This window comes from Pseudomonas alkylphenolica, assembly GCF_000746525.1.
In the GTDB taxonomy this organism is placed as follows: domain Bacteria; phylum Pseudomonadota; class Gammaproteobacteria; order Pseudomonadales; family Pseudomonadaceae; genus Aquipseudomonas; species Aquipseudomonas alkylphenolica.
Genome location: NZ_CP009048.1, coordinates 2,670,346 through 2,691,382, shown reverse-complemented (window position 1 = coordinate 2,691,382; position 21,037 = coordinate 2,670,346). Strand labels below are relative to the sequence as shown.

18 protein-coding genes are annotated in these 21,037 nt (G+C 62.4%); 5 read left to right on the top strand and 13 right to left on the bottom strand.

Going from position 1 to position 21,037, the window contains the following annotated elements:
• Nucleotides 1–12 precede the first annotated feature (12 nt).
• A complete protein-coding gene (gene ptrR, locus PSAKL28_RS12285) occupies nucleotides 13–897 on the bottom strand; it encodes a putrescine utilization regulator PtrR (protein WP_038610608.1) in 885 nt (294 codons plus the stop codon).
• Nucleotides 898–1,000: 103 nt separating this feature from the next.
• Here ptrR and PSAKL28_RS12280 point away from each other — a divergent pair, with 103 nt between their 5' ends.
• Both PSAKL28_RS12280 and PSAKL28_RS12275 read left to right on the top strand, forming a co-directional pair.
• The gene (locus tag PSAKL28_RS12280; protein WP_038610605.1) at nucleotides 1,001–2,395 is read left to right on the top strand and encodes an aldehyde dehydrogenase family protein; all 1,395 of its coding nucleotides are present in this window, start codon (nucleotides 1,001–1,003) and stop codon (nucleotides 2,393–2,395) included.
• Nucleotides 2,396–2,500: 105 nt separating this feature from the next.
• Nucleotides 2,501–3,397 (top strand): universal stress protein, encoded by an 897-nt coding sequence (locus tag PSAKL28_RS12275; protein WP_038610602.1) that lies wholly within the window; start codon nucleotides 2,501–2,503, stop codon nucleotides 3,395–3,397.
• 3 nt (nucleotides 3,398–3,400) lie between these two features.
• Here the strand turns inward: PSAKL28_RS12275 and PSAKL28_RS12270 are convergent, their stop codons facing one another.
• From PSAKL28_RS12270 to PSAKL28_RS12255, 4 genes are all read right to left on the bottom strand, one after another.
• Nucleotides 3,401–4,159 (bottom strand): phytanoyl-CoA dioxygenase family protein, encoded by a 759-nt coding sequence (locus tag PSAKL28_RS12270; RefSeq protein WP_038610600.1) that lies wholly within the window; start codon nucleotides 4,157–4,159, stop codon nucleotides 3,401–3,403.
• Between the two features lie 72 nt (nucleotides 4,160–4,231).
• Nucleotides 4,232–5,053 carry a helix-turn-helix transcriptional regulator gene (locus PSAKL28_RS12265; protein ID WP_038610597.1) on the bottom strand — a complete coding sequence of 274 codons (822 nt, stop codon included), beginning with the start codon at nucleotides 5,051–5,053 and terminating at the stop codon, nucleotides 4,232–4,234.
• Nucleotides 5,054–5,205: 152 nt separating this feature from the next.
• A complete protein-coding gene (locus PSAKL28_RS12260; protein ID WP_038610594.1) occupies nucleotides 5,206–6,624 on the bottom strand; it encodes an aminotransferase in 1,419 nt (472 codons plus the stop codon).
• Between the two features lie 33 nt (nucleotides 6,625–6,657).
• Nucleotides 6,658–7,761 (bottom strand): polyamine ABC transporter substrate-binding protein, encoded by a 1,104-nt coding sequence (locus PSAKL28_RS12255; RefSeq protein ID WP_038610591.1) that lies wholly within the window; start codon nucleotides 7,759–7,761, stop codon nucleotides 6,658–6,660.
• A 258-nt stretch (nucleotides 7,762–8,019) separates the two neighbouring features.
• On the opposite strand from PSAKL28_RS12255, the gene PSAKL28_RS12250 reads away from it, so the two are divergent.
• Complete coding sequence (locus PSAKL28_RS12250) at nucleotides 8,020–9,414, top strand: aminotransferase class I/II-fold pyridoxal phosphate-dependent enzyme (RefSeq protein WP_084589102.1); 1,395 nt, start codon at nucleotides 8,020–8,022, stop codon at nucleotides 9,412–9,414.
• A 61-nt stretch (nucleotides 9,415–9,475) separates the two neighbouring features.
• On the opposite strand, the gene PSAKL28_RS12245 is transcribed toward PSAKL28_RS12250, so the two are convergent.
• Genes PSAKL28_RS12245 through PSAKL28_RS12225 form a run of 5 tightly spaced genes read right to left on the bottom strand, consistent with a single transcriptional unit; the run spans nucleotide 9,476 to nucleotide 15,282 of the window.
• Nucleotides 9,476–10,177, bottom strand: coding sequence for an NAD(P)H-dependent oxidoreductase (locus PSAKL28_RS12245; protein ID WP_038610585.1), 702 nt, complete (start codon nucleotides 10,175–10,177; stop codon nucleotides 9,476–9,478).
• A gap of 11 nt (nucleotides 10,178–10,188) precedes the next feature.
• On the bottom strand, nucleotides 10,189–11,835 hold the full coding sequence (locus PSAKL28_RS12240) for an ABC transporter ATP-binding protein (protein ID WP_038610582.1): 1,647 nt from the start codon (nucleotides 11,833–11,835) through the stop codon (nucleotides 10,189–10,191).
• A gap of 2 nt (nucleotides 11,836–11,837) precedes the next feature.
• Nucleotides 11,838–12,665: an ABC transporter permease gene (locus tag PSAKL28_RS12235; protein WP_038610579.1), complete on the bottom strand. Its 828-nt coding sequence runs from the start codon at nucleotides 12,663–12,665 to the stop codon at nucleotides 11,838–11,840.
• A 3-nt stretch (nucleotides 12,666–12,668) separates the two neighbouring features.
• Complete coding sequence (locus PSAKL28_RS12230; protein ID WP_038610577.1) at nucleotides 12,669–13,628, bottom strand: ABC transporter permease; 960 nt, start codon at nucleotides 13,626–13,628, stop codon at nucleotides 12,669–12,671.
• A 52-nt stretch (nucleotides 13,629–13,680) separates the two neighbouring features.
• Nucleotides 13,681–15,282 carry an ABC transporter substrate-binding protein gene (locus tag PSAKL28_RS12225; protein WP_038610574.1) on the bottom strand — a complete coding sequence of 534 codons (1,602 nt, stop codon included), beginning with the start codon at nucleotides 15,280–15,282 and terminating at the stop codon, nucleotides 13,681–13,683.
• Nucleotides 15,283–15,567: 285 nt separating this feature from the next.
• Here PSAKL28_RS12225 and PSAKL28_RS12220 point away from each other — a divergent pair, with 285 nt between their 5' ends.
• Both PSAKL28_RS12220 and PSAKL28_RS12215 read left to right on the top strand, forming a co-directional pair.
• Complete coding sequence (locus PSAKL28_RS12220) at nucleotides 15,568–16,005, top strand: Rrf2 family transcriptional regulator (RefSeq protein ID WP_038610571.1); 438 nt, start codon at nucleotides 15,568–15,570, stop codon at nucleotides 16,003–16,005.
• 115 nt (nucleotides 16,006–16,120) lie between these two features.
• Nucleotides 16,121–16,576: an REP-associated tyrosine transposase gene (locus tag PSAKL28_RS12215; protein WP_038610569.1), complete on the top strand. Its 456-nt coding sequence runs from the start codon at nucleotides 16,121–16,123 to the stop codon at nucleotides 16,574–16,576.
• Nucleotides 16,577–16,800: 224 nt separating this feature from the next.
• On the opposite strand, the gene PSAKL28_RS12210 is transcribed toward PSAKL28_RS12215, so the two are convergent.
• From PSAKL28_RS12210 to PSAKL28_RS12200, 3 genes are read right to left on the bottom strand one after another with little or no spacing between them, the layout of a single operon-like run.
• On the bottom strand, nucleotides 16,801–18,216 hold the full coding sequence (locus PSAKL28_RS12210) for an aldehyde dehydrogenase family protein (RefSeq protein ID WP_038610566.1): 1,416 nt from the start codon (nucleotides 18,214–18,216) through the stop codon (nucleotides 16,801–16,803).
• On the bottom strand, nucleotides 18,209–19,399 hold the full coding sequence (locus PSAKL28_RS12205; protein WP_038610563.1) for a pyridoxal phosphate-dependent aminotransferase: 1,191 nt from the start codon (nucleotides 19,397–19,399) through the stop codon (nucleotides 18,209–18,211). Before PSAKL28_RS12205 ends, PSAKL28_RS12210 begins: the two co-directional genes overlap by 8 nt.
• Before the next feature lie 27 nt (nucleotides 19,400–19,426).
• A complete protein-coding gene (locus PSAKL28_RS12200; RefSeq protein ID WP_038610560.1) occupies nucleotides 19,427–21,034 on the bottom strand; it encodes a 5-guanidino-2-oxopentanoate decarboxylase in 1,608 nt (535 codons plus the stop codon).
• Nucleotides 21,035–21,037: the final 3 nt, after the last annotated feature.

Below are 21,037 nucleotides of genomic sequence, written 5' to 3'. Positions count from 1 at the left end.
TTCACTGCGAATTTAATCGCTATCAGCACTCGGGATACTGCGCCGGGACTCAAGCAGCGTGACGAAACTCGACAGGCTCTGGGACACGGTGCCGCGCCGCCAGACCAGCCAGGTGTTGAGGTAACGGAAGTCTTCGGACAACGGCCAGACACTCACCGTGGCGCAACCTGGCATGCTCTGCAGCATGCTGCGTGGCATCAACGCCAGGCCTGCGCCGGCACTGACGCAGGCGAGCATGCCGTGATAGGACTCGATCTCGAAGATCTTCCCCGGCACCGCGCCATCGGTGTTGAACCAACGTTCGAAGTGATGACGGTACGAGCAGTTCGACCTGAAGGCGTAAATGTTCTCGCCGTTGACATCCTGGGCACGATTGATCGGTCCATGGTTCAGTGGCGCAATCAGCACCATCTCTTCCTCGAACACCGGCACCCCGTCCAGCGCCGGATGCAGCACCGGGCCGTCGACAAACGCCGCCACCAGCCGCCCGGACAGCACGCCATCGATCATTGCCCCGGACGGTCCGGTGGAAAGGTCCAGTTCGACCTTGCTGTATTGCTGGTTGTAGGCAGCGAGCAAGGCCGGAATACGCACGGCCGCAGTGCTCTCCAGCGACCCCAGGGAAAACGGCCCGCGCGGCTCTTCACCGGCCACGGTCAAGCGTGCTTCTTCGACCAGGCCAAGGATGCGCCAGGTGTAATCGAGGAAGGTCCAGCCTGCCGGTGACAGGCGCAGGCGGCTCTTCTCGCGGATGAACAACTCGACCCCAAGATCGGCTTCCAGTTGCTTGATCCGCGTCGTCAGGTTCGAAGGCACGCGGTGCATATGCTGAGCGGCAACGCTGATACTGCCGTGCTCAGCCACCGCCCTGAATATTTCCAGCTGAACCAGGTCCACATCATTCTCCAATCATGAACGAAAGACTCATTATTATTCAGTTTTCAAAACATGAATAGCCCTCTACGCTGGCGTCGTTCCCTAATTTTTGCAGGACAGTGCCATGACCGCGTTCTCCAGCCATACCCATGCCGTGTCGATCAACCCCGCCAACGGCGAAGCCATTGGTCACTACCCTTACCAGTCCGAGGCTGACCTCGATGCAGCGCTGACGCGGGCTGCAGGCGGTTTCGCGCACTGGCGGCGTACCCCCGTGTCCGAGCGCGCCGGGCTGATCCTTGCCCTGGCCAGCGCCATCCGTGACAACGCAGCGGCCATGGCGCGGATGATCACCCTGGAAATGGGCAAGCCGCTGGCCCAGGCCCGTGGCGAAGTGGAGAAATGCGCGCAACTGTGCGAGTGGTACGCCGCCCAGGGCCCGGGCATGCTCAGCGCCGAATCGACCCTGGTGGAAAACGGCAAGGCGCGCATCGAATACCGGCCACTGGGCCCGATCCTGGCGGTAATGCCGTGGAACTTCCCGGTCTGGCAGGTACTGCGCGGTGCTGTCCCGGCGCTGATCGCCGGCAACACCTATGTCCTCAAGCACGCGCCGAACGTGATGGGCAGCGCCTACCTGCTGCTCGACGTGATCAAGCAGGCCGGTCTGCCTGAGGGCGTGTTCGAAGTCATCAACGTCACCCCGGACGGTGTGTCCCAGGCCATCAAGGACCCGCGCATCGCCGCCGTGACCCTGACCGGCAGCGTGCGCGCCGGTATGGCCATCGGTGCCCAGGCCGGCGCCGCGCTGAAAAAATGCGTGCTGGAGCTGGGCGGTTCCGATCCGTTTATCGTGCTTAACGACGCCAACCTCGATGAAGCGGTCAAGGCCGCGGTAATCGGCCGCTACGCCAACACCGGCCAGGTCTGCGCTGCGGCCAAGCGTCTGATCGTCGAGCAAGGCGTGGTCGACGCCTTTACCGAGAAGTTCGTCGAAGCCACCCGTCAGCTGGTCATGGGCGATCCGCTGTCGGAGCAGACCTATCTGGGCCCGATGGCGCGTTTCGACCTGCGCGACGAGCTCGATGAACAGGTCCAGGCCACCCTGGCTGAAGGCGCGACCCTGCTGCTGGGCGGGCACAAGGCCGAAGGCGCGGGCAATTACTACGCGCCGACCGTACTGGCCGATGTCACCGACCAGATGACCTCGTTCCGCCAGGAGCTGTTCGGCCCGGTGGCCTCGATCATCACCGCCCGCGACGCCCGCCACGCCCTGGAACTGGCCAACGACAGCGAGTTCGGCCTGGCCTCGACGATCTACACCCAGAACCTGGAACTGGCCGCCCAGCTCACCGAGGAGCTGGACACCGGCGGCGTGTTCATCAACGGCTACTGCGCCAGCGACCCGCGCGTCACCTTCGGTGGGGTCAAGAAGAGTGGTTTCGGCCGCGAACTCTCGCACTTCGGCGTGCGTGAGTTCTGCAACGCCCAGACTGTCTGGCTGGACCGCCGCGGCTGAATGACCAGCGGTCGGCTCGCATCGGTACTGGCTCCGGGAGCGTTGCAGGCAATGGGCTAAACTCTAGCTCGGGGGCTGGCAATGCAACGCGACCGGAGGTGCACCATGAGCCAGTACCAACGCCTGTTTTTGATGGTCGGCGACGACATGCGCCACACCCCGGCGCTGGAGCGTGCCGCCGCCCTGGCCCACGCCACCGGGGCCACCCTGCATATCTGCGCGATTGTCGAGGAGCTCGACACCCTCGGCCTGCTCAGCGGCGATGAACACCGCAACCAGACCCGCGTAGAAGACAGCCGCCAGTGGCTCGCCGATGAAGCCACGTTGCTGCATGAAAACGGTATCCGGGTCAGCACCGAGGTGGTCCTGACCCGTGATCTGCTGGGCGCGACCCTGGACCAGGTAGCGGAGATCGAGCCGGACCTGCTAATCAAGGATGTGCTGCACGAACCCGCCTACAAGCGCCTGCTGTTCACCCCGCTGGACTGGCAACTGCTGCGCGAATGCCCGTGCCCGGTGCACCTCGTCTCGGCAGTGCACTGCCCGCTGCCGCGCGTGGTGGTGGCTGCCGTCGACCCGACCCACCCTGAACACCCCCATAACGACCTCAATGAAACAGTGATTCAAGCCGCCAGCGATCTGGCACGCCAGTGCAACGCCGAACTGCACTTACTGCATGTATGCGACAGCGCCCATACCCATATGGCCGACTTCGGTGCTGGCACGATTACCATGCCCGGTTTCGGCAGTGATGTGCGCAAGTCGATCCACAAAGCCTTCGAACACCTGGCCAAACTTCACAACGTACCAGAGGAACGTCTGCACTTCCTGTCGGCACCGATTACCCGCAGCATCGCCGACTTCGTCGCGCACAACCGTACCGACGTGCTGGTGATGGGCAATCATCCTCGCAAACTGCTGGAGCGCCTGACCGGCAGCACCACCGAGCATGTCATCGATCACAACCTGTGCAATGTCCTGGCGGTCAAGGCCGTGGCCTGAGTGTCAGTCGTATTCGGCTTCGGCATGCTCGCCGAGCAGGCGGCGCTGACGTGGCGTCGCAGCGGCGAGCACTTCGGGGTTGAATTGCCAGTGCAGGTACGGCGAGAACTTCTGCGCAACCATGCGCCGGCCATAGTGCACCTGCAGCATCGAGCGCGTGCGATCGGCGCTGCGGTTGTCGCTGCCACCGTGCCAGAGTTCGCTGCGAAACATCAGTGCATCGCCCGCGCGGCAGAGAATGCTCTGCGCTGACTGTCCCTGCCACTGCTGCTCACCCGGCGCAGGCTTGCGCCCTGCCCTGTGGCTACCCGGCAACACTTGGGTCGGGCAGAGCTCGGCGTCGATGTCGTCCAGGTAAAACTGCACGGTACAGATCTGCATGGGCAGCTCGAAAGCGGGGTCGGCCAACAGGGCTGGCGGCAACTCCATCACCAGATAATCCAGGTGCAACGGCATGCCCTGATAGCCGGGATGGCTGCGCCAGGCGGTCTGGCCGATGATGTGGCAATCCTCGCCCAGCGCCGCTTCGGCCAGCTCGATGACCCCTGGCAGGTCGAGATAGGCCAGCCACAACGGGTCGCGGTTGAACACGCATTTGTAGTGTTCCAGCAGGCCGTTGTAGTCCCAGTGCTGGGGCACAAGGCTACTGATCGCGGCTTGCAACTGCACGATCTGTCGCGGTTCAAGCGCGCCGGGCAGCAACAGGTAGCCGTCACGCTGCAAGGCGCTCAAGCCCAGGCCTAGCAATGAGCCTTCGTTCATGCCCGCACTCCGCTTGATTGGCGCCTCTATTATCCTGCGCGTCCCCCAAAGAGGGCCAGGCCTGATTGCGGCTCAGCCCTCGCGCAACCAGTCGATAAAACGCGCAAAAAGCTCCGATTGCGAGTTGATCTGCAGCTTCTGGTAGAGATTCTTGCGGTGCATGCGCACGGTTTCCGGGGAGATCCCCAGCTCGCTGGCCGTGGACTTGGCCGAGTGACCGCGCAAGATCATGTGCGCCACTTCGCGCTCGCGATCGGTGAGCACCTGGCAGCCAAAACTGTCGAACGCTGCCTGGAGACTGTTGTGCCCGCCGGTATTGCCGGTTTGCGCCAGGCCATGACGGGCAAAGCGCGCCAGCAGCTCGCGGACCATCGGCTCGACGGCGCGCAACAGATGGACTTGCTCGCCGCTCAGGCGCGAACCGCTGCAGCCCTGGAACAGGCTCAGGGAAATCTTCCGCGCATCACCGATATCGGCAATGAAATAGCTGTCTTCACTGCAGCCGGTGCCCAGGTAATAGGTTTTGTAATAGTCACTGTCGAAGAAGTGGTCCGGGGCGATGTCTTCAAGATGGTAGAAACCTTGCGCCAGACCGCTCTCCACCGCCAGACAAAAAGGATCGAGCAGGTAGCCTGCGGCGAAGTAGCGATTGAGGATGGCGTCGCGATGCTGCTCGGGAATGCCCTGCTGGTACAGCAACTGCGGCGCCTGGCCCTGGCACTCGAGGCTGATCATCATCGACTCGACCGCCACCAGCTGGCTGATGGCCGCGGCCAGATGCCCAAGGGCATCCGGCGCTTCGCTATGGGCAAAAGCGTTCTGCAGCGCTGCATGCCATTGCTGCAGGGCGCCAAAAGACAGACAGATCGGGGTTTCAGGGGATGCGTGGCTCATGCTCCGCAGTCTAACGGCTGGAGCACGAGCCTGCACCTGTGGGGTTCTGGTGGGTGGGAGCGGGCTTGCCCCGCGATGCAGTGTGACTGACAAACCGCAATCGCGGGGCAAGCCCGCTCCCACCGCAGAGGCTGCTTTCAAGGCACCACGCCTCATGTACCGCTGTACAGCCCTTCGCGGCGCAACTCGGTGGCGGTCTCGACAATGCACTGACGCAGCACCTCGACAATCTCGTCCACCTGCGCATGGGTGATGATCAACGGCGGTGACATCACGTTCAGGTGCATGATCGGCCGCACCAGCAAACCTTTGTCCTGGGCGCGCCGGTGGATGCGCTCGCCGATGTTCACCTCATCGGCGAACAACGCCTTGCTGCGCTTGTCGGCGACGAACTCGACGCAGGCCATCAGCTTCATGCAACGCACGTCGCCCACCAGCGGCAGCTCACGCAGGCTTTGCAGGCGCTGCTCCAGGTAGCCGCCGACATCATTGACGTGGGCCAGCAGGTTTTCCCGCTCGATGATCTCGATATTCTTCAGCGCCGCCGTGCAGCACACCGGGTGGCCACTGTAAGTAAAGCCGTGGGTGAAGCAACGGCCCTTGCCCGGCTCGGCAATCACCTTCCAGATGCGATCGGAGAAGATGCACGCGCCCAGCGGCAGGTAGGCCGAGGTCAGGCCTTTGGCGGTGGTGATGATATCCGGCTGCACCCCGAACAGTTCTTCGCTGGCGAAGAAGGTGCCGAGGCGGCCGAAGGACGTCACCACCTCGTCGGCGACAAAGAGGATGTCGTAGGTCTGGCAGACCTGCCACATGCGCAGGAAGTAATCCTTGGGCGGGATGATCACCCCGCCCGACCCCATGATCGGCTCGGCAAAGAACGCCGCGACATTGTCGGCGCCCAGCGAGAGGATCTTGTCTTCGAACTCGGCCACCAGGAAGTCGAGGAACTCGGCCTCGTCCATGTCATCCGGCGCCCGGTACGGGTTGGGGTTGGAAACGTGGTGGATCAGATCATGGGCGTAATCGAACTCCGGTACACGGTCGGCCGCCTTGTTGCCGATCGACATGGTCAGGGTGGTCGAGCCGTGATAGGCGTTGTAGCGCGCAATGATGTGTTTCTTGTGCGGCTTGCCGCGGCAGTTCTGGTAGTACTGGATCAGGCGGTAGGCGGTGTCGACTGCGGTCGAGCCACCGGTGGTGAGAAACACATGGTCAAGATCACCCGGTGCCAGTTGGGCGAGCTTTTCGCACAGCTCGATGGCAACGCTGTTGGCCATGTCGGAAAACGGGTTGGAATAAGCCAGCTTGCGCACCTGGTCGGCGATGGCCAGGGCCATTTCCTCGCGGCCCAGTCCAATGTTGGTGCACCACATGCCGCCTACCGCATCGAGGAAGCGGTTGCCCTCGGTGTCACGGATATAGGCGCCCTCCCCGGCAACAATGTTCAGCGCACCCTGCTCGCGATGCTCGTCGAACATGTGATAGCCGTGCATGTAGTGAGCCTTGTCGGCCTCCACCAGCGGATCATGGGCAAATGCAGTTGCGACAGCGTTGTTGGACGTAGCCATGGTCTGTTCCTTGGCAATGGGAATTGAGGTTAGTCAGAAACCGGTCTTGACCGTGCTCCAGACCCGGGTGATCGCGCGCATATCGCGGGCGTCCTGGGTTTTCTGGGCAAACAGGCGTTCGCGGGTAGCGTCATCGGGGTAGATCGCCGGATCATTGCGGATGTCCGTCTGCACCAAGGTCGTGGCCGCTGCGTTGCTGTTGGCGTAGCGGATGTAGTTGGTCACCTCGGCCATGGTCTGCGGCTGCAACAGAAACTCGACGAAACGATGGGCGTTGGCGCTGTGCGGGGCATCCTTGGGCAGGTAAAGGTTGTCGAACCAGATCAGCGAGCCTTCCTTGGGGATGAAGAACGACAATTTGATGTCTTTTTTCGCTTCCTCGGCGCGGGCCTGGGCAATGGCGTAGTCACCCGACCAGGTCAAGGCCATGCACACATCGCCGTTGGGCAGGCTGGTGAGGTAGTTCACCGAGTCGAATTTCTTGATATAGGGGCGGATATCCAGCAGCAGCTTTTCGACCGCCTTGAGGTCAGCCGGCGCCGCGCTGCGTGGGTCTTTGCCCAGGTACTTGAGCGCCAGCGGGTTCACCTCGGTGGGTGCGTCCATCAGGGTCACGCCGCAGTCGGCAAAGCGCGAGACGATCTTCGGGTCGAACAGCATGGCCAGCGAACCGATCGGCGCATCGGGCATGCGCGCTTTGATCTTTTCGACGTTGTAGGTCACGCCGTTACTGCCCCAGGTATAGGGCGCCGAGTATTTCAGGCCGGGGTCATAGCCTTGCAGCGCCTGAACCACCTGGGCGTCGAGGTTGTGCCAGCTCGGCAACTGTTGCTTGTCCAGCGGCTGGAACACCCCAGCTTTGATCAGTGGCGGCACCAGGGAGGCGTTGAGCATGACCAGGTCGTAGCCGGAGCGGCCAGTGAGCAGTTTGGTCTGTACGGTTTCGTAGCCATCGAAGGTGTCGTAGATCACCTTGATCCCCGTGGCTTTTTCGAAATCGGCCAGGGTGGTTTCGCCGATGTAGTCCGTCCAGTTGTACAACCTGAGTGTGTTGCCGGTGTCCACTTCAGCGGCCAGGGTGGCCGTGGCAGTGGACGCCAGCAACAGACTGCACATCACCTTCAGTGCCTTGCGCATAGCAACTCCGTCGTGTGACTGCTCAGGGTGAGCCGATGGACTTACTATCAGGTGATTCGCGGGTGGCGACCATAACCCGAATGGGTGGGTGGCTAAAAACATCGCGATCAAACCTGATATTTCTGCCAGTTGCAGATCTCTTTGATGAAGCACTAAATACACTTTGAAGGCTGTCCGGACGACAGACTAAACATCTCGAACCAAGGTGCTAGCAGATAAACAAAAGCGAGTTAGTAGACGCTTAAGACGGAGGTTTCGATGAAACAAGGACCTGAAAAGCGTGCTGGCTCGCGGACAGCAAATAATTTTTTTGCTCGTAGTGCGCGCTGGATGGCAGACAGCACTCAGAGAGCAGCAGACGCGGGGGCAGATTTGTCGCAACTACGGGTCGCTACGATTGGCCCAAAGGGTGCCTGGATCCGACATCTGCCATCACACCGTTTTTCTCTTACTGGTACAACATGTTCCGAGGGAACAGGTGCTATACCGAAACCGGATAACGTGTTTGTGTTATGCGGTTGTGCCTATCTGAGTGCGTCATTCTGGCCGGAAACGATCAAAGCGGCACGTAAAGCCCTTGATACCCATGGCGTCGGTTCGTATGACTCTGCGCCACTTTCCGGCGAGAGCGAGCATCACGAGCAGGTCAAGGATGAGCTGTTGAAGTTGTATCGCCCCGCCGGTGAAGGGGCGGCTTTCCTGACGATAAGCGCAAGCATGGCCAACATGACGGCAGTTCCGATGCTTGTGGGCCGTGGCGACACGATCTTTTCAGACTCGGAAAGTCACATGACACTGTTGCAGGGAGCGGCAATGTCCGAGGCCGAACTGGTGCGTTTTCGCCACAATGACATGGACGACCTCGAGCGAAAGTTGATCACTGCCAATGATCTTGATCCAAAATGCCAGCACCGGCGCCTGATCATGACCGATGGCGTCTTCAGTATGAGTGGTCATGTGTGCAACTTGCCGGGTTTAGTGGCGCTTGCGCAGCGTTTCAAGTGTCTGTTGCTTGTCGATGAGGCCCATGCACTTGGCGCACTGGGGCCACAAGGTCGCGGAACTGCGGACTACTGGGAGATGGATCCCGGCTGTATTGATATTGTGACGGGTACGCTCGCAAAGTCTGTCGGTGCCCAAGGTGGTTACATCGTGTGCAATACATCGTTGGCCGAGAGCGCCAGCTATGAATACACCACCAATCGAGTATTTTCGTCCGGTGTACCGGCATCTATTACCGCCGCCGCCGCTGAGGTGCTTCGACAGATCAATGCTACGGACGAAACACTGCAGTCGGACCGGGCGACTACAAATACTTTTAGGAAAATGTACCAAAGGCAGCGGCGCAATCTGGATATCTTGAGTGGCTACTTACGTAAACTGAAACTCGATGGCATAGAAACCGAGCCGGATGATGCACCAGCCGCAATACGCCGGGTGGTGGTCGGTGATGAGCAGGCGCTATTCGAGATACAGAAGCGTCTTTATCTTCAAGGTGTTTATGTGCTTGGCGTCGTTTATCCGGCTGTGCCAAAAGGTTGTGATCAGTTCCGAATAACCGTCATGCCCTCGATCTCGCAAGCCAAGATGCACGCGTGTGGTAAGGCGCTGGTTAATGTTTGTCGTTCTGTTCTCCTGGGGCAGAGCGGATAAGCGGATCGAGCAGTGCGACGCGGGGCAAGCCCTCTGTGGGAGCGGGCTTGCCCCGCGATAATCAAGCCAACGGATACAGCGCCTCATCAAACTGCGACAAGCGCGGAAACGCCAGCGGCTGGTCATCCGACAAGTGCTGCAGACGCTGCTGGTAACTGTGCAGGAAGTCTTTGCGCGCCTCCTCGCTGATATACGGCACATGCCAGGCCACAAACGGCTCCAGCACGTCAAAGCCGACATACGCCAGAGTGCCACGCAAGATCGGTCGCAGCATATCCTCCAGCGGCCCGTGGATCGCCCCTTCGCCGAACATGTGCTCGCGCCCGCCGAGGGTCACGGTCACCAGGGCTTTTTTGCCGGCCAGGCCGCCCTGGTCGTAGAAGCGCTTACCGCCATAGCAGACACCGGACACCAGCACCCGGTCGATCCAGCCTTTGAGGATGGCCGGGGCCGAGAACCAGAAGATCGGGAAGTTCAGCACCAGCAGATCTGCCCACAACAGCTTGTCCAACTCGCCCTGGATATCCGCGGCAATCGAGCCACTCTTGACCCCCAGGCGCTGCTCCAGGGCATAGACCAGATAATCGGGATTCTCCCGCGTGGCAAAGTCATCGGCACTGGCCACCGGGTTCCAGTTCATCGCATACAGGTCGCTGACCTGCACCTGATGGCCCTGGGCCTGGAAGGTTTCCACAGCTGTGTCACGCAGGGCAGCGGTGAAGGATTGCGGCTCGGGATGAGCGTGAACGATCAATACATTCATCAGGGTTTTCCTTAAACAGATTGCAGCGTAGAAGGAGCGGCGCGGCTGGCCAGCAGGCGATTGAGCCAGTCAGGGTCCATTTCCGGCTCGGAGGAGAACAACAGTCCGGTGTAGTCGCGATACGGCGGGCTGAAGATGGCATCGCGGCTGCCGTGATCCACCACGCGCCCGCGTTGCATCACCAGCACTTCGTCGGCGATGGCGCGCACCGTGGCCACGTCGTGGGTAATGAACAGGTAGGCCACACCCAACTGCTGCTGGATGCGGTTGAGCAGCTTGAGCACGCCTTCGGCCACCAGCTGGTCCAGTGCCGAGGTCACCTCGTCGCAGATGATCAACTGCGGCTCGGCGGCCAGCGCCCGGGCAATGCAGATGCGTTGCTTCTGCCCGCCGGACAGCTCGCGCGGCTGGCGTTCCATGTACAGCGCAGGGTCCAGCTCGATCATCTCCAGCAGTTCGGCCACCCGTTTACGCATGGCCTGGCCCTTGAGCCCGAGGTAGAAGGTCAGCGGCCGGCCGATGATGTCGACGATACGCTGGCGTGGGTTCAGCGCGGTGTCGGGGATCTGGTAGATCATCTGGATCCGTCGCAGTTGCTCCTTGCGGCGCTGGCGGAAATCGGCCGGCAAGGCTTCACCGTCATACAGCACCTGCCCCGCCGTCGGTGGCAGCAGGCCGGTAATCAAGCGCGCCGTGGAGCTCTTGCCGCTGCCGGACTCACCGATCACCGCCAGGGTCTGACCCCGGTGGAGCTTGAGCGAGACATCATGCAGCACCGGCTGCTGGCCGTAACTGGCGCAGGCCTGGCGCACTTCGAGCAATGGCCGTTGCTGCACCGGGCAAGGCTTGGGCTCGGTGCGAAAGCTGCGCACCGCCCACAGCGACTTGGTGTAATCCTGCTGCGGCGCGTCGAGCATGCTGCGGGTGTCGGCCTCCTCCACCAGCTTGCCGTGGCGCAGGACCATGATGCGATCGGCCATCTGCGCCACCACCGCCAGGTCGTGGCTGATGTACAGCGCGGCGCTGCCGTAGGTTTTTACCGCATCGCGAATCGCCGCCAGCACTTCGATCTGGGTGGTTACGTCCAGTGCGGTGGTCGGTTCGTCGAAGATGATCAGGTCCGGATGACACGCCATGGCCATGGCGGTCATCACCCGTTGCAGCTGGCCGCCGGAGACCTGGTGCGGATAACGCTGGCCGATCTGCTCGGGATTGGGCAGGCGCAGCACGCGGTACAGTTCCACCGCTTCGGCCTCGGCCTGGGCGCGGTCGATGCCGCCGTTCTTCACTGCGGTTTCAACATGCTGGTCGATCAGCCGGTGGGCCGGGTTGAACGACGCCGCAGCACTTTGTGCTACATAGGCAATACGCAGGCCGCGCAGCTTGCGCAAGATTTCGGCGCGGGCGCCGACCAGCTCCATGCCGTCGAACCGCACCGAACCGCCGGTGATCCGGCAGCCATCGCGCACATAGCCCATCGACGCCAGGCCCAGCGTCGACTTGCCGGCCCCCGACTCGCCGATCAACCCCAGCACCTCACCGCGTTGCAGGGTAAGGTCGATGCCTTTGATCAACGGATGCCAGGCGTCTTCATAGTGCCCTTCGATACGCAGATCGCGGATTTCCAGCAGCGGCTTCTGATTATTCACTTGGGTCATGCTCAGCACTCCTTGAGGCCACTGGATGCATGCAGCACCCAATCCACGACGAAATTGACGCTGACCGTGATCAACGCCACTGCCAGCGCCGGCAACAGCGGGCTGATATCACCGAAGGTGATCAGTACCGCGTTGTCGCGCACCATGCTGCCCCAATCGGCGGTTGGCGGCTGGATACCCAGGCCGAGGAACGACAGCGCGCTGATGAACAAGAAGACAAAGCAGAAGCGCAAGCCAAACTCGGCGATCAAGGGCGCTGCGGCGTTGGGCAGCACTTCGCGGCTGACCAGCCACCACAGCCCTTCCCCGCGCAACCGCGCCGCTTCGACAAAGTCCTGGACCACCACGGTCATGGCCACCGCCCGTGACAGGCGAAACACCCGCGTGGCATCGAGCAGCGCAATCACCAGCACTAGCGAAGTGGCCGTGGTGCCAACCACGCTGAGGATCAGCAAGGCAAAGATCAGCTGTGGGATGGCCATGAGAATGTCCACCACCCGCGACAGGCCCTGATCGATCCAGCCGCCCTTGATCGCCGCCACCAGCCCGCAAAAGCCGCCCAGAGCAAAGGCCAGGACGGTAGTCAGAAAAGCAATGCCCAGGGTGTTGCGAGCGCCGTAGACCAGGCGGCTGAACATGTCGCGCCCGAGGTTATCGGTGCCCAGCAGGAACTCGCCGCCCCACGGCGCGAAACCCTCGCCAACCACCTGGGTCTCGCCATAGGGCGCCAATACCGGGGCGAACAGCGCCACCAGCACATACAGGGCAATCACCAGCAGGCCGAACTTGGCGCTCAACGGCGCGCGCAGCAGTTGTTTGATCAGGCTCATGGCTTACCCCTTCGGATGCATCAGGCGTGGATTGCTGGCAATCGACAGCACATCGGCCGTGGTATTGAGCAGGATGTAGGTCGCGGCGAAGATCAGGCTGCAGGCCTGCACCACCGGGATGTCACGCTTGGCCACCGAATCGACCAGCAGCTGGCCGAGGCCGGGATACACGAACACCACCTCGACCACCACCACGCCCACCACCAGGTAGGCCAGGTTCAGCGCCACGACGTTGATGATCGGCGCCAGAGCGTTGGGCAAAGCGTGGCGAAAGATAATCCGTGCCGGGCTGATGCCCTTGAGCCGGGCCATTTCGATATAGGGGCTGGCCAGCAGGTTGATCAGCGCCGCGCGGGTCATGCGCATCATCTGCGCGATCACCACCAGGCTCAGAGTCAGCACTGGCAACAGCGAACGCTCCAGCACTTCGGTGAAACTCGCTCCCGGGGCCAGGTTGGAGATGCTCGGCAACCAGTTGAGCTTCACCGCGAACACCAGGATCAGGATGTAGGCGACGAAGAACTCGGGGAACGACACCGCACTCAAGGCACTGGTATTGAGCAGGCGGTCGAACCAGCTGTTGCGGTACAGCGCCGCGAGCATACCCAGCAGCAGCGCCACCGGTACCGAAACCAGCGCCGCCAGCGCGGCAAGGCTGAAGGTGTTGGCCAGACGGCTGCCGATCAGTTCGGCAATCGGCCGCTGGTTGGCCAGCGACAGGCCGAGATCACCGTGCAGCAGTTGCCAGGCCCACTGGCCGAAGCGGGTCAGTGCCGGTACATCCAGGCCCAACTGGGCCCGCAGCGCCGCGACGGTTTCGGGGGTGGCGGCCTGGCCGAGCATGGCCTCGGCAACGTCGCCCGGCAGCATGCCCACGGCCAGAAAGATGATCACCGCCACCGCAAACAGCGACAACAGGCCCAGGGCCAGGCGCTGCACAAGCAGTTTGTAAAGACTATTCACCGGACAGTTCCTCGAACAGACACAACGAAAGGTGGCACTGCGGGTTCAGCCCTCAGGCCTGCCACCAGCGCTCGATCAGGCGCAGACCGTCCAGCTCACCGTACGGCGCAGTCACCCCGCCATGGGTGACGCGCTTGGAGCGGGCAGCCACGGAGCTGGCAAACAGCGGCACGATCGCCCCGCCTTCGTCGCGGCACAGGGCCTGCATTTCGTTGTACATCTCCTGGCGCAGCGGCGCGTTCATCTCGCCACGGGCGGCATTGAGCAGCTGGTTGAAGCGCGGGTTGTCCCAGTGCGTTTCGTTCCACGCCGCGCCTTTGGCGTAACCGATGCTGAACATGCGGTCGGCGGTCAGGCTGCTGTAGAAGAACGAGGTGGTGAAAGGTTGCTTCATCCACACGTTGCTGAAGAAGCCGTCGGCCGGCTCGCGCACCACATCGATGTCGATACCGGCTTGGCGCGCCTGCTCCTTGAACAACACCGAAGCATCCACCGCGCCGGTGTACGCGGCATCGGAGGCTTGCAGACGCACCTTGAGCGAATCGACCCCGGCCTGACGCAGGTAGAAGCGCGCCTTGTCCGGGTCATACGCGCGCTGCTCCAGCGCGCTGTTTATAAAGCGGCTGCCGGGCTGGATCGGGTGATCGTTGCCGATCTGGCCGTAGCCGTAGAGCACCGAGGCGAGCAAGGTTTCGCGGTTGATCGCGTGCTTGAGGGCCAGGCGGATGTTGTTGTCCTGGAACTGCGTGCTGTCGGTCAGCATCGGGAAGGTGTAGTGCTGGGCGCCTTTGGTTTCTTCGATGGCCAGGTTCGGGTTGCGCTTGAGCAAGGCCACGGTTTTCAGGTCGACCTTGTTGATCACATCGACCTGACCGGTGACCAGGGCATTGACCCGCGCGGCGCCATCGGCGATGGCCAGCAGCTCGGCACTGGCGAAATGCGCCCTGCCCGCTTTCCAGTAATCCGGGCTGCGCTCCAGGTCCATGCGCACGCCGGGCTCGAAGCCCTTGAGGCGGTAGCCGCCGGTGCCCACGCCAGACTGCCAGTCGGCGACACCGTCCTTGGCCGGCATGATTGCCAGATGATAGTCGGCGACCACATAGGCGAAGTCGACGTTGCCCGAATGCAGCTCGAAAACCACGGTATCGTTGCCCTCGGCGCGAACCTGGGCGACGTCACCGAGCACGGTCTTGGCTGCCGAGGTGGACTTGTCGCCGAGGTGATGCTGGATCGAAGCGACGACATCGTTGGCATCCAGGGTCTTGCCGTTGTGGAAGGTCACGCCCTTGCGCAGGGTGAAGGTCCAGATCCGTGCATCGGGGCTCAGTTCCCAGCGCTCGGCCAGCTCCGGAATGGCGCTGCCATCCACGGCGATTTCGCTGAGGGTGTTGTACACCGCCGAGAAGCCGACAAAGGTGAAGGTATCGGCCCAGGTGCCCGGATCGCGCGAGTCGGTGGTGCTGCCACCGGCCAGGCCCATGCGCAGCACGCCACCAGCTTTGGGCGTGGCCTCCTCGGCCCAGCCGCGCATCGGCAAGCCAAGGCTGAAGGCGCCAGCCACCGCGGCTGCAGTGGCGCTGTACTTGAGAAAATCGCGACGCGGCAAGCCGCCGTCGTGCATCGCTTGAGTAATTTTGTTGTTGTTATCGCTCATGGCATTGCCCCTGTTGAAGTGCAGAGAAAAGGATTCAGCCGACTTCGCACGCATCGATGCTGCAAATATTTGTATTTGTCATCGTGACAATTACATTAGACTCAATCACACACCGCTGCCAAGCCCCTCCGGGGTGCTTTTTGCGATAGCCTGTGGGAGCGGGCTTGCTGTGGGAGCGGGCTTGCCCCGCGATGCAATCTGACAGGAAGATCGCTATCGCGGGGCAAGCCCGCTCCCACCGGTTAGTTGCCCCTACAAGGAAATTTTCAAAGGATTCTACAGACCATGAGCCAGTCCACCCGCCTGATCACCGCCTCGTACATATTGTCGTTCGTGGCCGCCAACGCCCCGCAGAAGCTGCGCACCGAGACCATCGCCAAATGGGTCAAGACCCACCCTACGCGCGTGCGCAGCCTGGTCTCGCTGATGGTCAAGGCCAACATCCTCAAGTCCTGGCGCGGCGCCCACGGCGGCTTGACCCTGGCCCGCCCGGCCAGCGAAATCACCTTGCGCGAGGTGTATGACGCGGTGCAGGAAAGCTCGTTGATCGCCGAGAAGATCGACAACCCCTTCTCCGGTCTGGAAGACCACTGCAAGGTGTTCGAGGTGTTCACCCGGCTGTTCGCCATGCTTGAGGCCAACATGCGTCTGGACCTTGGTGCGATTACCGCTGACCAGTTGTTCGTGGCCTTCGATACGCCGAAGGAATACGCGAACGTGTAGGAGCGGATTTATCCGCGAAAGGTCGATACCCTCACATCCTGAAAAAGTACTCCACCCCGCCAACAACCCGTCAACGCTAGGCTATCCAGAACATGCCCCTTCCTGGATGCCTCACATGCCCAGCCCAAAAGGTTGCCTGCTCCGTCGCGGTAGGTATTCAGAATCAGGCAGGCTCTACCTGCTGACTACCGCCACTCAACAACGCCGGCCCCTGTTCCTCGATTTCCAGCATGCACGAACGGCGATCAGACACCTGCGTCTGGCTGAGCAAGAAAACAGCTGCCAGTCACTGGCCTGGGTGGTCATGCCTGACCATGTTCATTGGCTGATCGAGTTGAAGGATGTAACGCTGAGTACGTTGATGCGCCGCTTCAAGGCTCGATCCAGCCATGTGTTGCGCAAGGCTGGGGGCGTATCAGCTCCCGTTTGGCAAGCGGGTTATCATGACCGTGCCTTGCGACGGGAAGAAGATGTGGTGAGGGTCGCCAGGTACATCATTGCTAATCCCCTGAGAGCGGGGTTAGTGGACAAGGTGGGTGATTATCCGCATTGGGATGCGGTTTGGGTGTGATGGCCCCTGGTGGCCGACGGAAAATGAGGGCGCCGGTCAAATCGAGCGCCGCCCGCGCGGCGCATCGCGGATAAATCCGCTCCTACATTTGTTGCAACGTGCCACGATCTGTCAGGCCATGGTTGTTCGCCTTTGGTGCCCGGCGATGAATACGGGTGGGCGCCCCCCCCCAGAACGTAGGAGCGGATTCATCCGCGATGCGCCGCGCAAGCGGTGCTATGTCGCTAGATCTGAACGGCCTTGATCTCAACGAACTCCGCCAACCCCTCCTCACCCCACTCCCGGCCGTTGCCCGACTGTTTGTAGCCGCCAAACGGCGCCTGGTAGTTGAAAGCTGCGCCATTGATAAAGCACTGTCCGGCACGCAGTTGCCGGCCCAGTTGCAAGGCGCGCTCTCGGTCAGCGGCCCAGACAGCGCTGGACAAGCCAAAGGGTGAATCGTTGGCAAGGGCAATCGCCTGTGCCTCATCGGCATAAGGAATCAGGCACAGCACCGGGCCGAAGATTTCCTCCTGGGCAATACGCATGCGGTTATCGACGTCGGCGAACAGGGTTGGCTGCACATAGAAACCCCGTTCGAGGCCCGCTGCACTGTCACCGCCACAAAGCAGACGCGCACCCTCCTCCTGGCCGATGCGGATGTAATCCTGCACCGTGCGCCGCTGCGCCGCCGAACACATCGGTCCGAGGAAGCTCTGCGGATCTTGCGGATCACCCATGACCAGTTTGCGGGTTTCATCCAGGGCGATCTCCAGCGCCTCGGCATAGCGGCCGGCAGGCAGCAGCATGCGGGTCAAGGCCGTGCAGGTTTGCCCGGAGTTGATCATTACGTCCTGCACGCCATAGCGCACGGCGGCGTCAAGGTCGGCGTCGGCGGTAATCAGCAACGGCGACTTGCCGCCCAGCTCCAGACACACGCGTTTCACCGTCGGCGCGGCGGCTTGCGCGACACGCACACCGGCGCCAGTGGAACCGGTGAACGACACCATGTCGACCTGCGGATGCCGGGCCAGCGCCTCACCAACTTTCGAGCCGGGCCCGCTGACCAGGTTGAAAACCCCGGCCGGCAAGCCGATGGCTTCGATCATCTCGGCCAGCAAGAAAGCATGCAACGGGGTTTCCTGGCTTGGCTTGACCACCACGGTGCAGCCTGCTGCCAATGCCGGGGCGAGTTTGCCGATCAACTGGTGCAGCGGGTAATTCCACGGGTTGATGAACGCGCAGACACCAACGGCTTCGCGGTACACCAGGGAATTACCTACCTCACGCACTTCATCCATCAGGCCGGCCAGTTCAACGTACTGCTCAAGCCCGGCGATCGGCCCGTCCACCTGAACGCTACGACACCACTGCACCGGCATGCCCAGCTCGGCGGTGATGACACTGGCCATTTCCTCGGCACGTGCCGTCAGTTGCTCGACCAAGGCTCGGATGTAACCTGCGCGTACGCTCGATGGCGTGCGCGACCAGTCGGCAAATGCCCGGCGCGCTGCCGCTACGGCGCGGTTGACATCCTCTTCGTTACCCAGTGGCACGCGACCGGCAACCGTCTCGCTGGCCGGGTCGATCACCTCGGCCATGCCCTGCCCGGACGGCACCTGCCAGGTGCCGTCGATAAACAGCCGGGAGTATTCACGCATGGGCCTTGGCCTCCATCAGCTCTGCCGCACAGCGGGCAATGCGCTGGCAGGCATCGCGCAGCGGCTCATCACCCAGCACCAGGCCCAGGCGGATATGCCCCGCCGCACTCGGGCCGAAGGCTTCACCGGCCAGCACCGACACGCCATGGCGGTCCAGCAAACGGTTTGAGAAGTCCTGAGCGCTGAGGCCGGTTTCGCGGATATCGACCATCACGAACATGCCGCCATCCGGCTTGAGCGCCTTCAGTCCCGGGCTATCGGCCAGGCACTGGCAGACCAGGTCGCGGCGCTGGCGGTAGGCGTCGCGCATCGCCACCAGTTCTGGCAGCTGTTGCTCCAGCGCTACCACAGCAGCGTCCTGAATGAAGTCCGGCGAGCCGTAGAGCATGCACAGCGCCAGATTCTCCAGATGCGTGGCCAGGGCTGTCGAGCCCACCACCCAGCCCACGCGCCAGCCAGTCATGGCATGGGACTTGGACAGGCTGTTCAAGGTCGCCGTGCGCTCGGCCATGCCCGGCAGGCTGCCGGGGCTGATGTGCTCGCCTTCGTACAACAGCTCGCTGTAGACCTCATCGGAAATCAGCCACAAGTCATGGCCGATGCACAGTTCGGCCAGCGCCTCCCAGGTCGAACGCGGCAGGCTTGCGCCCGAGGGGTTGTGCGGGCTGTTCAGGGCCAGGGCACGGGTGCGCGGGGTGATGCGCGCGGCAACCTCTTCGGGGCACACGCGAAAGCCGTTCTCGGAACGCACCGGCACCGGTACCACGGTCGCGCCACAAGCGCCGAACACGGCTTCGTAGGTGACATACATCGGCTCGGCGACAATCACCTCATCACCGGGGTTGAGCACGCACTGGGCGACACAGAACAGCGCGCACTGGGCACCCGCCAGCACCGTCACCTGATCGGCGCTGACCGCCTGGCCGCTGCGCTGCTGGTGACGGCGGGCGATGGCCTGACGCAGGGCCAGTTTGCCGCGTACGTCCGAATAGTGGGTGTGGCCGTTCTGCAGGCTGTCGATAGCGGCCTGGACGATGGGCGCCGGGGTGTCGAAATCCGGGTCGCCGACCGATAGCAGAAGGATGTCCTGGCCTTGCGCCTGCAGTTCGAGGGCACGGTAGTGAATATCCCAGGCGGCAGCGCCGTCACCGGCAATGCGTTGGGTCAGATCGGAAAAGCGCATGGCAATCTTCCTGAATAGGGTTGGACTTCAGCGAGCGCAGGCGTGCTTGAGCTCGATCAGGGTCACGCTGTTGCGGGCAAAGCCGGCACGCAGTTCCTGTTGCAGTTCATCAAGGCTGCCTGGCTGGGCCACGGTGCAGCCAAACGCCCTGCCCAACCCGGCAAAATCCGGATTGCGCGGCAGCACGCCGATGGGCTCGATATCCAGGTTGAGCATGTCGTCGCGGATCTGCCCCAGCGCGTCGTTGTTCCACAACAGCACGACCAGCGGACGGTCCAGCTCTTCGACGGCGGTGGCCAGTTCCTGGGCGGTGTAAAGGAAGCCGCCGTCACCGACCAGCACCAGGCCCGGACGGTCTTCGGTGGCGAACATGCCACCGATACCCGCTGGCAAGCCGTAGCCCAGGGTGCCGTAGCCGGTAGGATGCAACCAGCTGCGCGGCGCCCGGCTGGCGAAGGCGTAGTTGCCGGTGTAGGCCAGTTGGGTCATATCGGTGCTGATAAAGGCGTTGTCCGGCAGCTCGGCCGCAATCCGGTCGAGAATCGCCTGATGGATCGTCTGCAGCGGGCCATGCCCGGCCTTGAGCGCCTGACGCAAGGCAGCGACCGAAGCGATGGCCGCCTCGGGGTCGCGCTTGATGTCTGGCAGGTGTTCCAGCAAGGCGCCTACGGTTAGCCGTGCATCACCCTGCAAGGCCAGCGCACAGGGATAGAAATCGTTGAACTTGCGGGGGTCGATATCCACCCGCAGCAGCTCGCCATTGAGTTCCAGGCGTTCACGCCAGAAGTCGGTGTCGGCCATCTCGGTGCCCACGGCCAGGACCACATCGGCTTCGGCGATCAGTTTCCAGCCCGGCTCGACGCACAGGCTTGCTCCGGCATTGAGCGGTGCTGCCGGGGCTAGCAGGCCTTTACCGGCAACGCTGGTAAACAGCGGCGCCGCCAAGCGGGTACTCAGTTGCTGCAGCGCATCGGCAGCCTGCAACGCGCCGCCACCGGCGATGATCATCGGCCGTTTCGCCGCTGCCAATTTAGCTGCTGCCTGCTCCAGCACACTGCTGGCCGGCAGGCCACGGCTTGGACGGCGGACTACCTCATTGCTCCAGTCACGCTTGACCGGCGCCGACAGCACATCCAGTGGCACGGAAATGTGCACCGGACGTGGCCGCTCACTGTCGAACACCGCATAGGCGCGGGCAATCAGCTCGGGCAAGTCCTCAGCGCTCAAGGCCACGGCGGAAAACGCTGTGATCGGCGCGGTCATGGCGCGCTGGTCCTGGGTCTCGTGCAGGCAGCCCCAGCCCTTGCCCAGGCTGGCCGTGTGGTTGACGCTGGAAATCACCAGCATCGGGATCGAGTCGGCATAGGCCTGGCCAATGGCGGTGGCGGCGTTGGTGACACCTGGACCGGTGATGACAAAGCACACACCAGGTTTGCCGCTGACCCGGGCATAGCCGTCGGCCATAAAGCCTGCGCCCTGCTCATGGCGGGTGAGGACGTGACGGATGCCGCTGCCGGGCAAGCCGCGGTACAGCTCCAGGGTATGCACCCCGGGAATACCGAACACCGTGTCGACGCCGTAGTTGGCCAACAGGCGGACCAGGGCCTGGCCGCCGGTCAAGGGAGTGTTGTGCATGTT

Coding starts and splice junctions, on each gene's coding strand:
- PSAKL28_RS12245 (WP_038610585.1), bottom strand. CDS start 10,177: ATGAATGTATTGATCGTTCACGCTCATCCCGAGCCGCAATCCTTCACC.
- PSAKL28_RS12235 (WP_038610579.1), bottom strand. CDS start 12,665: ATGAGCCTGATCAAACAACTGCTGCGCGCGCCGTTGAGCGCCAAGTTC.
- PSAKL28_RS12265 (WP_038610597.1), bottom strand. CDS start 5,053: ATGAGCCACGCATCCCCTGAAACCCCGATCTGTCTGTCTTTTGGCGCC.
- PSAKL28_RS12215 (WP_038610569.1), top strand. CDS start 16,121: ATGCCCAGCCCAAAAGGTTGCCTGCTCCGTCGCGGTAGGTATTCAGAA.
- PSAKL28_RS12200 (WP_038610560.1), bottom strand. CDS start 21,034: ATGCACAACACTCCCTTGACCGGCGGCCAGGCCCTGGTCCGCCTGTTG.
- PSAKL28_RS12220 (WP_038610571.1), top strand. CDS start 15,568: ATGAGCCAGTCCACCCGCCTGATCACCGCCTCGTACATATTGTCGTTC.
- PSAKL28_RS12255 (WP_038610591.1), bottom strand. CDS start 7,761: ATGCGCAAGGCACTGAAGGTGATGTGCAGTCTGTTGCTGGCGTCCACT.
- PSAKL28_RS12210 (WP_038610566.1), bottom strand. CDS start 18,216: ATGCGTGAATACTCCCGGCTGTTTATCGACGGCACCTGGCAGGTGCCG.
- PSAKL28_RS12250 (WP_084589102.1), top strand. CDS start 8,020: ATGAAACAAGGACCTGAAAAGCGTGCTGGCTCGCGGACAGCAAATAAT.
- PSAKL28_RS12225 (WP_038610574.1), bottom strand. CDS start 15,282: ATGAGCGATAACAACAACAAAATTACTCAAGCGATGCACGACGGCGGC.
- PSAKL28_RS12205 (WP_038610563.1), bottom strand. CDS start 19,399: ATGCGCTTTTCCGATCTGACCCAACGCATTGCCGGTGACGGCGCTGCC.
- PSAKL28_RS12270 (WP_038610600.1), bottom strand. CDS start 4,159: ATGAACGAAGGCTCATTGCTAGGCCTGGGCTTGAGCGCCTTGCAGCGT.
- PSAKL28_RS12240 (WP_038610582.1), bottom strand. CDS start 11,835: ATGACCCAAGTGAATAATCAGAAGCCGCTGCTGGAAATCCGCGATCTG.
- PSAKL28_RS12260 (WP_038610594.1), bottom strand. CDS start 6,624: ATGGCTACGTCCAACAACGCTGTCGCAACTGCATTTGCCCATGATCCG.
- PSAKL28_RS12280 (WP_038610605.1), top strand. CDS start 1,001: ATGACCGCGTTCTCCAGCCATACCCATGCCGTGTCGATCAACCCCGCC.
- PSAKL28_RS12275 (WP_038610602.1), top strand. CDS start 2,501: ATGAGCCAGTACCAACGCCTGTTTTTGATGGTCGGCGACGACATGCGC.